Origin of the sequence: Pseudomonas sp. Irchel 3F6, assembly GCF_900187595.1 — a bacterium.
Lineage (GTDB): Bacteria > Pseudomonadota > Gammaproteobacteria > Pseudomonadales > Pseudomonadaceae > Aquipseudomonas > Aquipseudomonas siliginis.
In genome coordinates this window covers 1-13,688 of the sequence record NZ_FYDP01000004.1, presented here as the reverse complement: position 1 = coordinate 13,688, position 13,688 = coordinate 1, and the positions used below count along the sequence as shown (strand labels likewise).

The window sequence follows — 13,688 nt, the reverse complement described above, 5'->3', positions numbered from 1 at the left end:
CGGGAAAGCGGCGCGAGTCATGACCAAGGGGTCGCTGTTTGAAAAAACGTCTGTTCGTCACGGGCCTCAGCGGCTTCGTGGGACAACACATTCAGTCTCGTCTGGCGTCGCCGGGCTCGTCGTGGGAGCTGCTGCCTGCCGCATCGGCCTACGACCTTACGAACGCCGACAGCCTCATCGACCTTTGGCCCGAGATGCCGGATGCAGTCATTCATCTGGCCGGACAGACCTTCGTGCCGGAAGCCTTTCGTGACCCGGCCCGCACCCTCGACATCAATCTCTTCGGCACCCTCAATCTGTTGCAGGCGCTCAAGGCTCGCGGCTTTGCCGGGACGTTTTTGTACGTCAGCTCCGGCGACGTTTACGGGCAAGTCGGCGAGCAGCACCTGCCGATCACCGAGCAACAACCGCCGCTGCCGCGCAATCCTTACGCGGTGAGCAAACTTTCAGCGGAGTTCCTCAGCTTGCAATGGGGCCTGAGTGAAGGCTGGCCGGTGCTGGTGGCGCGTCCGTTCAACCACATCGGCACCGGGCAGAAAGACAGCTTCGTCATCGCCAGCGCAGCCCGGCAGATCTGCCGTATCAGACAGGGTCTGCAAGCACCGCAACTGCAAGTCGGCGATATCGACGTGACCCGCGATTTCCTCGATGTCGGCGATGTGATTCGCGCGTACTTCGCATTGCTGGAAAACGGCACACCGGGGCAGGTCTACAACATCTGCTCGGGCCGCGAGCAAAGCATTCGCAGCCTGATCGAGCAATTGGCCGATCTGGCCGAAGTCGACGTTGAACTGGTGCCGGATCCGGCGCGCATGCGTCGCGCCGACCAGCGCCGCGTCTGCGGCAGCCACGCAAAACTGGCCAACGCCACAGGATGGGCGCCAGCCATCACCACACAACAATCCCTGCGGGCGATCCTGTCCGACTGGGAGATGCGAGTACGACAACAATGACAAAAAGTGCACTGATTACCGGGATCACGGGCCAGGATGGCGCCTATCTGGCCAAACTGCTGCTGGACAAGGGTTACAAGGTTCACGGCCTCGTTGCTCGACGCAGCAGTGATTCACGCTGGCGCCTGCGCGAGATGGGTGTCGAAGCCGACATCGTCTACCTCGACGGCGACATGGCCGATGCCTGCTCGGTGCAGCGTGCGGTAATCAAATCAGCACCAGACGAAATCTATAACCTCGCCGCACAGAGCTTTGTCGCCGCCTCGTGGGATCAACCGGTCACCACCGGCATCGTCGATGGGCTGGGCGTGACGCACCTGCTCGAAGCGATTCGCCAGTTCAGCCCGCACACGCGCTTCTATCAGGCCTCGACCAGCGAAATGTTCGGCCTGATCCAGGCAGAGCAGCAGGACGAAAACACCCCGTTCTATCCACGCAGCCCTTACGGGGTGGCCAAGCTCTACGGCCACTGGATCACCGTCAACTACCGCGAAAGCTTCAACCTGCACGCCAGCAGCGGCATCCTCTTCAACCATGAATCACCGTTGCGCGGTATGGAGTTCGTCACACGCAAAGTCACCGACGCCGCCGCGCGCATCAAGCAGGGCAAACAGCACGAGTTGGCGCTTGGCAACATTGACGCCAAGCGCGATTGGGGCTTTGCCGGCGATTACGTCGAGGCCATGTGGTTGATGCTGCAACAGGACAAACCCGACGATTTTGTGGTCGCCACGGGCGTCACCACCACCGTGCGCGAAATGTGCCGCATTGCCTTCGATCACGTTGGCCTTAACTACCGTGACTACGTGAAGATCGACCCGGCGTTTTTCCGCCCGGCCGAAGTCGAAGTGCTGCTCGGCAATCCGGCCAAGGCTCAGCGCGTGCTGGGCTGGAAACCGAAAACCGACCTGGATACCTTGATCCGCATGATGATGGATGCGGACATGAAACGCGTCGCCAAGGAGTAGGCCATGCTGATTCCGGTGATTCTGTCCGGCGGTGCCGGCACCCGTTTGTGGCCGGTGTCCCGTGAGGGCCACCCCAAGCCGTTCATGACCCTGCCCGACGGCCAGTCGCTGCTGGGCAAGACCTACCAGCGAGCGGCGGCGTTGCTGGACGGCTGGGGCGACATCGTCACGGTGACCAACCGCGAGTATTACTTCCAGAGCAAGGATCACTACTGCGCGGCGCAGGTGTCGCGCCATCGCGGGCACTTTCTGCTGGAGCCGAGCGGGCGCAATACCGCACCGGCGATCGCAGCGGCAGCACTGTCATTGCAGGCGCTGCATGGTGACGACGCAATCATGGTGGTGATGCCGGCGGATCATTTGATCGTCAATCAGGACGCCTTGAAGTGTGCGGTCGAGCACGCAGTGAATCTGGCGAAGGACGGTTATCTGGTGACCTTCGGCGTGGTCCCTACCGCGCCGGAAACCGGCTTCGGCTATATCGAAACCGGTGCGCCGCTGGATGCCAGAGGCGCGGCCAAGGTGCAGCGTTTCGTCGAGAAACCCGACTTGCAGACCGCCACACATTACCTGGAGAGCGGCAACTTCCTGTGGAATTCGGGGATGTTCTGCTTCACCACCGCGACGCTCATTGCCGAACTGCAACTGCACGCACCCGAGTTGCTGGAACAGACCCGCGCCTGCATGGCCGTCAGCGCACCGGTCGAAACGGTCGGCTGCCTGCAACAGGAGTTGTCGTCGACCCTGTTTGCCGAAATCACCGACATCTCCATCGATTACGCGCTGATGGAGCGCTCGGAAAAAGTCGTGGTGGTGCCTGCCGGTTTCGACTGGAGCGACATCGGTTCGTGGAGCGCGGTCGCCGCGCTGATTCCCGCCGATGCCGACAACAACCGCGCCAGCGGCGAAGCGATCTTCATCGACAGCCACAACAACTTCGTGCAGAGCGAAGGCCGGCTGGTGGCAACCGTCGGCGTGGATAACCTGATCATTGTCGATACCGCCGACGCGGTGCTGGTGGCCCATGCCGACCGTGCGCAGGATGTACGCCGCGTGGCGAAGCAACTCAAGGACAAGTCCCACGAAGCCTATCGCCTGCATCGTACGGTCAGCCGTCCGTGGGGCACCTACACCGTTCTGGAGGAAGGCCCGCGTTTCAAGATCAAGCGCATCGTGGTCAAACCCGGTGGCAAGTTGTCGTTGCAGATGCACCATCATCGCAACGAACACTGGGTAGTGGTCGAAGGCATGGCCAAGGTCACCAACAACGGTTCCGGCACGACCCTGGTCGCCAAGAATGAATCAACGTTCATCGCCGCCGGCCACAAGCATCGCCTGGAGAACCCCGGGGTGATCGACCTGGTCATCATTGAGGTGCAAAGCGGCGAATACCTGGGCGAGGACGATATCGTTCGCTTTGAAGATCAATACGGCAGGACGGTCTGAATGCTGCTTTCCCTGTACCGCTCGCTGCGCAGCTACCGTGGATTCATCCTCGGCAGCGTGCAGCGCGAGTTTCAAGCGCGTTATCGCAATTCGCTGTTCGGCGCGCTATGGCCGATTTTCAATCCGCTGTCGATGATCATTGTCTACACGGTGATCTTTTCCCAGATCATGCGCGCACGTTTACCGGGTGTGGACGACAGCATGGCCTACAGCGTCTACCTGTGCGCTGGTCTGCTGGCCTGGGGACTGTTTTCCGAAATAACCCTGCGCAGTCAGAACATGTTTCTGGAAAACGCCAACCTGCTGAAGAAAATCAGCTTCCCGAGGATCTGCCTGCCGGTGATTGTATTGATCAATGCCGGGATCAATTTCGCCATCATCATCAGTCTGTTTCTCGGTTTTCTGCTGATCACCGGGCGCTGGCCGGGAATGGCTTTGCTGGCGCTGATTCCGCTGATTGCTCTGCAAATGATGTTCTGCGCCGGGCTGGGCATGGTCCTAGGGGTGTTGAACGTGTTCTTTCGCGATGTCGGCCAGTTGTTCGGCATCTGCCTGCAGTTCTGGTTCTGGCTGACACCGATCGTCTACCCGATCACGATCCTGCCGGAATGGGTGCAGCGCCTGCTGCAACTCAACCCGCTGACCAACCTGTTCAGCAGTTATCAGAACCTGTTTCTCTACGGTCAGTGGCCGGTATGGAGTTCGCTGCTGCCGGTTTTCATTACTGGCGTGGTGTTCTGTCTGATCGGTCTGCGGCTGTTTCGCCAGCGCGTCGGCGAAATGGTGGATGAACTCTGATGGGACATATTCGCGTCACCGGCCTGGGCAAGGCCTATAAGCAATACCCAAACCGCTGGGCACGGCTGGCCGAGTGGCTGATTCCGTTTTCGCCGCTTCGGCATCAACAGCACTGGGTACTGCAAGATGTCGAATTCGAGATTGCTCCGGGTGAAGCGGTGGGTATCGTCGGCGCCAACGGAGCAGGCAAAAGCACCTTGCTGAAAATGATCACCGGCACCACTCAACCCACCCAAGGCAAGATTGAATTGCAAGGGCGCGTCGCAGCGCTGCTGGAGCTGGGCATGGGTTTCCATCCGGACTTTACCGGTCGGCAGAACGCAATCATGGCCGGTCAGTTGTTGGGCATGCAGCTTGAAGAAATCCAGGCCCTGATGCCCGATATCGAGCGTTTTGCCGAAATCGGCGAAGCCATCGATCACCCGGTCCGCACTTACTCCAGCGGCATGCAGATGCGCCTGGCGTTCAGTGTCGCCACCGCCCGGCGCCCGGACATCCTGATCGTCGACGAAGCGCTGTCGGTGGGTGATGCCTATTTCCAGCACAAGAGCTTCGAACGCATCCGCAGCTTTCGCAAATCCGGCACGACGTTATTGATCGTGTCCCATGATCGCTTCGCGATTCAGTCGATTTGCGACTCGGCGATCCTGCTCAAGGATGGGCGCGTGGCCATGCGCGGCAAACCGGAGCCGGTTCTCGATTATTACAATGCGCTGATGGCCGAACGTGAGGGTCAGGTAGTACGCCAGGAAACGCTCGCCGGCGGCGAGGTGCAAACGGTCTCCGGCACCGGCGAGGCGGCGATTCTGAGCGTACGCCTGCTCGATGAAAACCAGCGCAGCATTGAGGCTGTCGAAGTCGGCCAACCGGTGGTGCTCGAAGTGCAGGTCGAAGTGCGCAAGGACATCGAACGGCTGGTGCTGGGCTTCATTCTCAAGGATCGCCTCGGCCAGATGATGTACGGTATCAACACCCACCGGCTGAACAAGGCATTGACCGATCTGCGCGCCGGTGAACGCTTCACCTATCGCTTCGCCTTCATCATGGGCCTGGGCAAAGGCAACTATTCGGTGTCGCTGAGCCTGTCGCGTCTGGACTCACATCTGGATCGCAATTTCGAGTGGCGTGACTACGGGATGGTGTTCCAGGTGATCAACAGCCGTCGGGAAGACTTCGTCGGCTGTACCTGGCTGGACGCTAAAACCACCATCAGCCGCGACACCGAGGCCCGGCCTGTCGAGCGTGCGCCATGACCCGCCTCTTGGTTGAATGCACTCACGTATTCAAACACCCCAAGATCAATTCGGGGATCCAGCGCGTGGTGCGCAACGTCATCAAGCAGCTGCCCGCCAGCGCTGACGGCGTTGAGTGCATGCCGGTGGTGGTGATCAATCGCCAGCTCTACCGCGTGCTGCAACTGGCGCCACTCGATACACCGTTCTGGAACAGCCTCGAAACCTTCGGTGAACGCCTGGAGCGCCTCGCCCATCGTTTCTGGCAGTGGCATCAGCGCCGCGATGCGCTATGCACTTCGAAACTGGCGCGGCGGCTCCTTTACGCCAGCTATCGGTTGACCCAGTTTGCCGTGCTCGGCCTGCCGATTCGGCTCGTCAGACGGATCAATCGCAGGCAGCTGCTTAAACGTTGCTCGCCGCTTCAACACCACCCGGGCGATCAACTGGTGCTGCTGGATTCATCCTGGCACTCGGACTTTTTCGCCCATGTCGAGCAGCTCAAACGCGACGGCGTCGGCATGATCGCGGTGATCTACGACCTTATTCCGCTGACGCATCCGCAGTTTTACGACACGCGGCTGGTCGAAGTTTTCAATGAGTGGTTCGACTGGATCACCCGCACGGCCGATGGCTACATGGCGATTTCCGCCACAGTGCGTGATCAGGTGCGTGGTGAATTGCAACGCAGAGTCGGTGCCGAGCAGACTGAAAAGCGCTGGTTCGATTACTTTTATCTGGGGTCCGAGCTCGATCTGCAGCACAGCGAAGCCACGGTCGAACCGCGCCTGAGTGACCTGTTCACTGCGACCGAAGCGGTTTTTCTGATGGTCAGCACCATCGAGCCGCGCAAGAACCATGGGTACCTGCTCGACGCCTTCGAACGCGCCTGGGCTGCCGGTTCGACCGCACGCTTGTGCATCGCCGGGCGTATCGGCTGGAAATGCGAGGCGCTGCTTGAGCGAATCCGCAATCATCCGGAACTGAATCGGCGCCTGTTCATGTTCAATGACCTGAGCGACACCAGCCTCGAATACGCCTATGCGCAGGCCAGCGCGTTGGTGTTTCCTTCGTTTGTCGAAGGCTTCGGCCTGCCACTGGTAGAAGCCATGCAGCGCGGTTTGCCAGCGATGGGCAGCGACGTCGCGGTATTCCGCGAAATCGGTGGCGAGTTCATGGCGTATTTCGATCTGCTGGATCCACAAAGCCTTGCCGATCTGATCGAAACCTATCAGCGCAGCGGACAGTTTCCCGCCGCCCGCGACGTCGCTGACTGGCGCTGGATCGGCTGGCGCGAGGCCAGTGAGCAGTTGGCGACACGCAGCCTTGCCCATGTTCAGCAGGCCCTGCGCGTGCAAGCGAGGCCGCATGCGCATTGCTCTTAACGCCCGCATCCTGCAAGCGCCGCGCACCGGCATTGGCCACTACGTCGCCGAACTGGTCAACGCCTTGCGCAGCGAACCCGATGTGGACGTAAGCCTGTTTCACGGATGGGGCTGGAGTTCGGCCCTGCCGGCCGCAGCCATGCCCGGCTACTCGCGCATGACGCCATTGCTGCGGCAAATTCCCGGGGCCTATCAGGCGCGCCGCTGGCTGGAGCAGAAACGTTTTGATCAGGGACGTGCACAAGGGCTCGATCTTTATCACGAGCCGAGCCTGTGGCCCCTGGCCTTCGACGGCCCGACCGTGATCACCCTGCATGATCTGACGCACCTGCATTTTCCAGAAACCCAGCCACCAGCACGTTTGAGGGAAATCGAACGTCGTCTGGCCGCCGGCGTGGAGCAGGCGCGGGTCATTCTGACCGATTCGCAGGCGATCGCTGACGAGGCGCAAACCTATTTCAACCTCCCTGCACAGCGATTCGTGGTGGCGCCGTTGGGTGTGGCAGAACGCTTCCGTCCTCGGCCACTTGAGGAAATCGATAGTGTACTCAAGGCCCACGCCGTCCAGGCACGAGAATATTTCCTCTGTGTCGGCACCCTGGAGCCACGCAAGAACCTGAGCCTGGCGTTGCAGGCCCACGCCCTGCTGCCAGACGCTGTGCGCCAGCGCTTTCCCTTGTTGATTGCGGGCATGGCCGGCTGGCAACGCGAGCAGTTCAACGAGCCACTGCGCCAGGCATTGGCCAGCGGCCATGTATGCCTGCTTGGCTATCTGCCCGATGAGCAACTGGCGCAACTGTTGGCCGGCGCCCGCGCGCTGCTATTTCCATCGCTGTATGAAGGCTTTGGCTTGCCGGTGCTGGAAGCCATGGCCAGTGGCACGCCGGTGGTGACCACCCGTTCTTCGGCGATGCCGGAAGTGGCCGGTGCGGCTGGCAACTATATTGAAGCGAACGATGCCGAGGGCCTGCGCGATGCAATGAGCCGTCTGCTTGACGACTCGCAGCATTGGCAGGCCTGCCGCGAAGCAGGATTGCAGCAGGCGCGGCTTTTTTCCTGGCAACGTTGTGCACAGGCTACGGCCGGTGCCTATCGCCAGGCCATGGGAGGTTGAATGCGCGTTCTTCATTTCTTCAAGACGTACCTGCCCGATTCGGTCGGCGGCATCGAACAAGTCATCTTTCAGTTGTGCGAAAGCGGCGCCCAGCATGGCATCGATGGGCAAGTGCTGACCCTCAGCACCAATCCGACGCCGCCTGTGGTGCAACTGGGCCAGCACGAAGTACATCGGGCGAAGCTGGATATTCAGTTCGCCTCGACCGGTTTTTCCTGGAGCGTGTTCAAGCAGTTCCGTGAGCTGGCCGCCGAAGCCGACGTGATCAACTATCACTTCCCGTGGCCATTCATGGACCTGGTGCATTTCGCCAGCGCTGTGAACAAGCCGAGCGTAGTTACTTATCACTCGGACATCATTCGCCAGAAGCATCTGCTCAAGCTCTATCGGCCACTGATGAATCGCTTCCTCGCCAGCGCCGACCGCATCGTTGCTGCATCGCCGAACTATCTGCACACCAGCGATGTGCTGCAGCAGTTTCAGGACAAGACCCGCGTTATCCCCTACGGCCTGAATAAAGCAGGTTATCCACAGCCCGATACCGAACGCATGAACCGCTGGCGCCAACAGCTTGGGGATAAGTTTTTTCTGTTCGTCGGGGTGATGCGTTATTACAAGGGCCTGCACATCCTGCTCGACGCGCTCAAAGACATTGATTATCCCGTGGTGATTGTCGGTGCCGGTCCGCTGGAGCAGGAACTGCACGCACAGGCCGCCGCGCTGGGCCTGCGCAATATTCACTTCCTCGGCCGTCTGAGTGACGAGGACAAGGTGGCGTTGCTGCAATTGAGCTATGCGATTGTCTTTCCTTCGCACCTGCGCTCCGAGGCTTTCGGGATTTCGTTGCTCGAAGGCGCGATGTACGGCAAACCGATGATCTCCAGCGAAATCGGCACCGGCACCAGTTTCATCAATATCCACAACGAAACCGGACTGGTGGTGCCGCCGAGCAATCCACAGGCCTTTCGGGAAGCCATGCGTACGCTATGGGACAACCCTGAGCGTGCCGCCGAGATGGGGGTCAAAGCGGAAGCGCGCTATCGGCAGTTATTCACTGCCGATGAAATGGGCCGCAAGTGGACAGAGCTGTATCAGGAACTGCTGGCTGAAAAGGCTCTGTCCTACGCTTGAGTGCAGGTCACGCGGTTTTCTGCAACCCGGCCACCGTGCGCGGCATTGCGACAAAGCCCGGCAACGCTTCGACTCGTGCCAGCCAGGCGCGAACGTTGGCGTAGTCGTCCAGCGCGACATTGCCCTCCGGCGCATGTGCAATGTAGCTGTAGGCAGACACGTCAGCGATGGTCGGTTCTTCGCCCGCCAGATACGCTGTTTTGCCCAACTCCAGCTCCATGACCTTGAGCAGATTGTGCGCACGGCCGATGACTTCCTCGGCATTCAGTTGCGCACCAAACACCGTGATCAGGCGTGCCGCCGCCGGGCCAAACGCAATTGGTCCCGCCGCTGCCGACAGCCAGCGCTGCACATGCGCTGCGCCCACCGGGTCGGCCGGCAGCCAGCGTCCGTTGCCATATTTCTGCGCCAGATAAACCAGAATCGCGTTGGAATCGGCCAGCACCACGCCGTTGTCATCAATCGCCGGCACTTGGCCAAAGCTGTTGATCGCCAGGTACTGCGGCTGCTTGTGCTCACCTTTGGCCAGATCGACGAAGATCAGCTCGGTCGGCAGTTGCAGCAGCGACAGCATCAACTCGACGCGGTGGGCGTGACCGGAACGGGGAAAGTTGTAGAGTTTGATCGCTTGCATGGTCGACTCCGCTGGAAAGTGACGTCGCTACGGGGATGAGCGCGTCGATGGAGTCATCATCTATGGGTTGCCGGAACAACAGAATAACCAGCCACTGCAATCGATTATTTCATCTCGTGCAATAACGCCGCAGCACTCAAGGCTGGATGCTCACGCAGCGCCTTCACGGCGAAGTCGACAAAACTGCGGATCCGCGCCGGTGCCTTGCGCCCGCCCTGATACACCACATGGATCGGCAACGGTGGCAATTCAAACTCGGCGAGGACGATTTCCAGCTCCCCCGCCGCGACTTTGTCCGCCACTTGATACGACAGCACTCGCGTCAGGCCCAGGCCTTTGCGCGCGGCAGTGATCGCCGACTGATTGGCCGTGACGGTCAGGCGCGGTTCGGTGCGCACACTGAGTGCTTCACCGCCGTCGAGAAACGGCCAGTTGCGTTGCTGACCGATCGCCGATGTCGCCACCACCGGCAATCCGGCCAAGGCCTGCGGATGCTCCGGGCGGCCATGTTCAGCCAGAAACCCCGGCGAAGCACAGATTACCCGCCGCACTTCCCCGACGCGAATCGCATGCTGATTGCTGTCCGGCAGCTCACCGATGCGTACCGCGACATCAATGCCCTCCTCGACCATGTTGACGACCCGGTCCAGCAACAGCGCGTTGATCGACACATCCGGATAACGACAAAGGTAATCGGCCATCACTGGCGTCACGAACAGATCGCCAAACAGCACCGGCGCAGTAATCGTCAACTGCCCGCGCGGCAAGGCATGGCTGCCCGCCGCCGAATCCTCGGCCTCCTGCACCTCGGCAAGAATCCGCCGGCAGTCATCGAAATAACGCTGCCCGGCTTCGGTGAGATGCACGGTGCGCGTGGTACGCACCAGCAGCTGCGTACCGATATGCTGCTCCAGCGCCGCCACCGCCCGGGTGACACTCGCCGCCGACAGACCCAGACGCCGCGACGCCGCCGAAAAGCCTTGCTCCTGGGCGACGACAACGAAGATCTGCATTTCCTGAAAGCGGTCCATGGGATTCCTCGGCGGCGGATACGACAATCGCAGCCGAGGCTGCGATTGTGGGAGCGTAGATCAACGGTGGATAACTTATTCCACGGTGACCGATTTCGCCAGGTTGCGCGGCTGATCAACGTCGGTGCCCTTGAGCACGGCGACGTAATACGACAGCAGTTGCAGCGGGATCGTATAAAGGATCGGCGAGAGAATGTCGTGGATGTGCGGCATTTGCACCACGTGGGTACCTTCGCCGTTGGTCATCGCAGCCTTCTCATCCGCGAACACGATCAACTCGCCGCCGCGAGCGCGGACTTCCTGCAGGTTGGATTTGAGCTTTTCCAGCAGTTCGTTGTTCGGCGCGACGGTCACCACTGGCATGTCGTTATCCACAAGTGCCAGCGGCCCGTGTTTGAGCTCGCCGGCCGGGTAGGCTTCGGCATGGATGTAGGAGATTTCCTTGAGTTTCAAGGCACCTTCCATCGCGACCGGGAATTGCGCGCCACGGCCGAGGAACAGGGTGTGGTTTTTCTCGGCAAACAGCTCGGCGATTTTTTCCACGGTGCTGTCCATCGCCAGCGCTTCGCCGAGACGGGTCGGCAGGCGACGCAGTTCTTCGACAAGTGTGGCTTCGACGCCGTTGGCCAGAGTGCCGCGCACCTGTCCCAGCGACAGGGTCAGCAGCAACAGGCCGACCAGTTGCGTGGTAAAGGCTTTGGTCGAGGCCACACCGATTTCGCGGCCGGCCTGGGTCAACAGGGTCAGATCGGATTCGCGCACCAGCGAGCTGATGCCGACGTTGCAGATCGCCAGGCTGGCGAGGAAGCCCAGCTCCTTGGCATTGCGCAGGGCCGCGAGGGTGTCAGCGGTTTCGCCGGACTGCGAGATGGTCACGAACAGCGTGTCCGGCTGCACCACCACTTTGCGATAACGGAATTCGCTGGCGACTTCCACCTGGCACGGAATACCGGCCAGTTCTTCGAGCCAGTAACGCGCGACCATGCCGGCGTGATAGCTGGTGCCGCAGGCGACGATCTGCACGTTGCGTACTTTGGCAAACAGCTCGGCAGCTTGTGGACCGAAGGCCTCAACCAGCACTTGATTGTTGCCCAGGCGACCTTCGAGGGTGCGCTGGACCACGGCCGGCTGCTCGTGGATTTCCTTGAGCATGTAATGGCGGAACTCACCCTTGTCGGCGGCTTCGGCGCCATCGGTGTACTGCACGGTCTGGCGCTCGACAGCGTTGCCGTTCACGTCCCAGATCTGCACGCTGTCGCGACGGATTTCAGCGATATCGCCTTCTTCCAGGTACATGAAACGGTCAGTAACCTGACGCAGAGCGAGTTGGTCGGAAGCAAGGAAGTTCTCGCCCAGGCCCAGGCCGATCACCAATGGACTGCCACTGCGCGCGGCGACCAGACGATCCGGTTGCTGTGCGTTGATCACTGCCAGACCGTAGGCGCCATGCAGCTCCTTGACGGTCGCTTTGAGCGCGGCAGTCAGGTCCGGTTGTTCCTTGAGCTTGTGGGTCAGCAGGTGCGCGATGACTTCGGTGTCGGTGTCCGAGCTGAACGCATAGCCCAGCGCTTTCAGCTGTTCGCGCAGGGCTTCGTGGTTCTCGATGATGCCGTTGTGCACCACCGCAATGTCACCGGAAAAATGCGGGTGGGCATTGCGCTCGCACGGCGCGCCATGGGTAGCCCAACGGGTGTGGGCGATACCGAGACGGCCGGCCAGCGGCTGTTCGGCCAGCGCGGTTTCCAGTTCGCTGACCTTGCCCGGACGGCGCATGCGTTCCAGGGTTTCGTCGTTGGTGTAGACCGCCACGCCGGCGCTGTCATAGCCGCGGTATTCGAGGCGCTTCAGGCCTTCGAGAAGGATGGCGGTGATATTACGTTCAGCTACAGCGCCAACAATGCCACACATGGTTATTTCTCCTGACTGACAGCCGCACAGATCAACGTGATCCCACGGGCCTGAAGCTGATCGCGTGCCTCGACGGACAGGCGATCATCGGTAATGAGGGTATGGATGCTGCTCCAGGGCAGCTCCAGGTTGGGAATCTTGCGACCGATCTTGTCGGCCTCGACCATGACGATGACTTCTCGCGCAACGTCGGCCATGACCCGGCTGAGGCCGAGCAGTTCATTGAAGGTTGTGGTGCCGCGCACCAGATCGATACCGTCGGCGCCGATGAACAGTTGGTCGAAGTCGTAAGAGCGTAGTACCTGCTCGGCGACCTGGCCCTGAAAGGATTCCGAGTGTGGATCCCAAGTGCCGCCGGTCATCAGCAGCACTGGCTCGTGTTCCAGTTCGCTCAAGGCATTGGCGACATGCAGCGAGTTGGTCATCACCACCAGACCCGGTTGCTGGCCCAGTTCGGGAATCATCGCGGCGGTGGTGCTGCCGCTGTCGATGATGATGCGCGCGTGCTCGCGGATGCGTTTGACCGCCGCGCGGGCGATCGCCTGTTTGTATTTGGAAATACTCTGCGCCGTTTCTGCGACCAGCTCTTGCGGCATGGTGATCGCACCGCCGTAACGACGCAGCAACAGACCATGGGTTTCCAACGCGGCGAGATCCTTGCGAATCGTAACTTCCGAAGTTTCGAAACGCTTGGCCAGCTCGTCGACACTGACTTCGCCCTGCTCATTGAGCAAGGCGAGGATGTTATGGCGACGTTGAGGAGTATTGCGCTTGGACATGGCGGCCTAAGTTTCGATTCGAAAGATAACGCAAGCAATGAAACTCTATCGAAAGGTTGCCGTCAAGACGCGGGGAGAAAAATTCAGAAAGATTGAAATGACTGTGGGAGTGAGCCCGCTCGCGAAAGGGGAGTCCTAGCCACTCAAGACGTGACTGAGAGACCGCATTCGCGAGCAGGCTCGCTCCTTGTATGTTCCCCACACACCAGCATGAATGAGATCTAAGCTCGCTGGTGCGACATACGAAGATGTGTTTCTGGGGGAGACCGATCGCTCCTTAAGGCAGGACTTGCTCCTGACCTTGTATGT

At 60.4% G+C, this 13,688-nt stretch carries 12 protein-coding genes; 8 read left to right on the top strand and 4 right to left on the bottom strand.

Going from position 1 to position 13,688, the window contains the following annotated elements:
- Positions 1 to 38: 38 nt before the first annotated feature.
- The 8 genes from CKW30_RS14565 to CKW30_RS14530 are packed head-to-tail and all read left to right on the top strand — an operon-like array spanning position 39 to position 9,027.
- Positions 39 to 953 carry a GDP-mannose 4,6-dehydratase gene (locus tag CKW30_RS14565; protein WP_095181178.1) on the top strand — a complete coding sequence of 305 codons (915 nt, stop codon included), beginning with the start codon at positions 39 to 41 and terminating at the stop codon, positions 951 to 953.
- The gene (gene gmd, locus CKW30_RS14560) at positions 950 to 1,921 is read left to right on the top strand and encodes a GDP-mannose 4,6-dehydratase (protein ID WP_095181177.1); all 972 of its coding nucleotides are present in this window, start codon (positions 950 to 952) and stop codon (positions 1,919 to 1,921) included. The genes CKW30_RS14565 and gmd overlap by 4 nt, the downstream gene beginning before the upstream one ends.
- A gap of 3 nt (positions 1,922 to 1,924) precedes the next feature.
- Positions 1,925 to 3,367, top strand: coding sequence for a mannose-1-phosphate guanylyltransferase/mannose-6-phosphate isomerase (locus CKW30_RS14555; RefSeq protein WP_095181176.1), 1,443 nt, complete (start codon positions 1,925 to 1,927; stop codon positions 3,365 to 3,367).
- A complete protein-coding gene (locus tag CKW30_RS14550; protein ID WP_095181175.1) occupies positions 3,368 to 4,165 on the top strand; it encodes an ABC transporter permease in 798 nt (265 codons plus the stop codon).
- The gene (locus CKW30_RS14545) at positions 4,165 to 5,418 is read left to right on the top strand and encodes an ABC transporter ATP-binding protein (RefSeq protein ID WP_095181174.1); all 1,254 of its coding nucleotides are present in this window, start codon (positions 4,165 to 4,167) and stop codon (positions 5,416 to 5,418) included. The genes CKW30_RS14550 and CKW30_RS14545 overlap by 1 nt, the downstream gene beginning before the upstream one ends.
- A complete protein-coding gene (locus CKW30_RS14540; protein ID WP_095181173.1) occupies positions 5,415 to 6,782 on the top strand; it encodes a glycosyltransferase family 1 protein in 1,368 nt (455 codons plus the stop codon). The genes CKW30_RS14545 and CKW30_RS14540 overlap by 4 nt, the downstream gene beginning before the upstream one ends.
- Positions 6,766 to 7,896, top strand: coding sequence for a glycosyltransferase family 1 protein (locus tag CKW30_RS14535; protein WP_095181172.1), 1,131 nt, complete (start codon positions 6,766 to 6,768; stop codon positions 7,894 to 7,896). Before CKW30_RS14540 ends, CKW30_RS14535 begins: the two co-directional genes overlap by 17 nt.
- A complete protein-coding gene (locus tag CKW30_RS14530) occupies positions 7,897 to 9,027 on the top strand; it encodes a glycosyltransferase family 4 protein (protein ID WP_073470830.1) in 1,131 nt (376 codons plus the stop codon).
- A gap of 7 nt (positions 9,028 to 9,034) precedes the next feature.
- On the opposite strand, the gene CKW30_RS14525 is transcribed toward CKW30_RS14530, so the two are convergent.
- The 4 genes from CKW30_RS14525 to CKW30_RS14510 form a co-directional block, all read right to left on the bottom strand.
- A complete protein-coding gene (locus CKW30_RS14525; protein WP_095181171.1) occupies positions 9,035 to 9,661 on the bottom strand; it encodes a glutathione S-transferase family protein in 627 nt (208 codons plus the stop codon).
- A gap of 104 nt (positions 9,662 to 9,765) precedes the next feature.
- Positions 9,766 to 10,692 (bottom strand): LysR family transcriptional regulator, encoded by a 927-nt coding sequence (locus CKW30_RS14520; RefSeq protein ID WP_041476539.1) that lies wholly within the window; start codon positions 10,690 to 10,692, stop codon positions 9,766 to 9,768.
- 75 nt (positions 10,693 to 10,767) lie between these two features.
- On the bottom strand, positions 10,768 to 12,600 hold the full coding sequence (glmS, locus tag CKW30_RS14515) for a glutamine--fructose-6-phosphate transaminase (isomerizing) (RefSeq protein WP_095181170.1): 1,833 nt from the start codon (positions 12,598 to 12,600) through the stop codon (positions 10,768 to 10,770).
- Positions 12,601 to 12,602: 2 nt separating this feature from the next.
- Entirely contained in the window at positions 12,603 to 13,379 is a 777-nt protein-coding gene (locus CKW30_RS14510; protein WP_016772409.1) for a DeoR/GlpR family DNA-binding transcription regulator, read from the bottom strand.
- Positions 13,380 to 13,688: the final 309 nt, after the last annotated feature.

Coding starts and splice junctions, on each gene's coding strand:
- glmS (WP_095181170.1), bottom strand. CDS start 12,600: ATGTGTGGCATTGTTGGCGCTGTAGCTGAACGTAATATCACCGCCATC.
- CKW30_RS14550 (WP_095181175.1), top strand. CDS start 3,368: ATGCTGCTTTCCCTGTACCGCTCGCTGCGCAGCTACCGTGGATTCATC.
- CKW30_RS14510 (WP_016772409.1), bottom strand. CDS start 13,379: ATGTCCAAGCGCAATACTCCTCAACGTCGCCATAACATCCTCGCCTTG.
- CKW30_RS14535 (WP_095181172.1), top strand. CDS start 6,766: ATGCGCATTGCTCTTAACGCCCGCATCCTGCAAGCGCCGCGCACCGGC.
- CKW30_RS14525 (WP_095181171.1), bottom strand. CDS start 9,661: ATGCAAGCGATCAAACTCTACAACTTTCCCCGTTCCGGTCACGCCCAC.
- CKW30_RS14530 (WP_073470830.1), top strand. CDS start 7,897: ATGCGCGTTCTTCATTTCTTCAAGACGTACCTGCCCGATTCGGTCGGC.
- CKW30_RS14540 (WP_095181173.1), top strand. CDS start 5,415: ATGACCCGCCTCTTGGTTGAATGCACTCACGTATTCAAACACCCCAAG.
- gmd (WP_095181177.1), top strand. CDS start 950: ATGACAAAAAGTGCACTGATTACCGGGATCACGGGCCAGGATGGCGCC.
- CKW30_RS14545 (WP_095181174.1), top strand. CDS start 4,165: ATGGGACATATTCGCGTCACCGGCCTGGGCAAGGCCTATAAGCAATAC.
- CKW30_RS14520 (WP_041476539.1), bottom strand. CDS start 10,692: ATGGACCGCTTTCAGGAAATGCAGATCTTCGTTGTCGTCGCCCAGGAG.
- CKW30_RS14555 (WP_095181176.1), top strand. CDS start 1,925: ATGCTGATTCCGGTGATTCTGTCCGGCGGTGCCGGCACCCGTTTGTGG.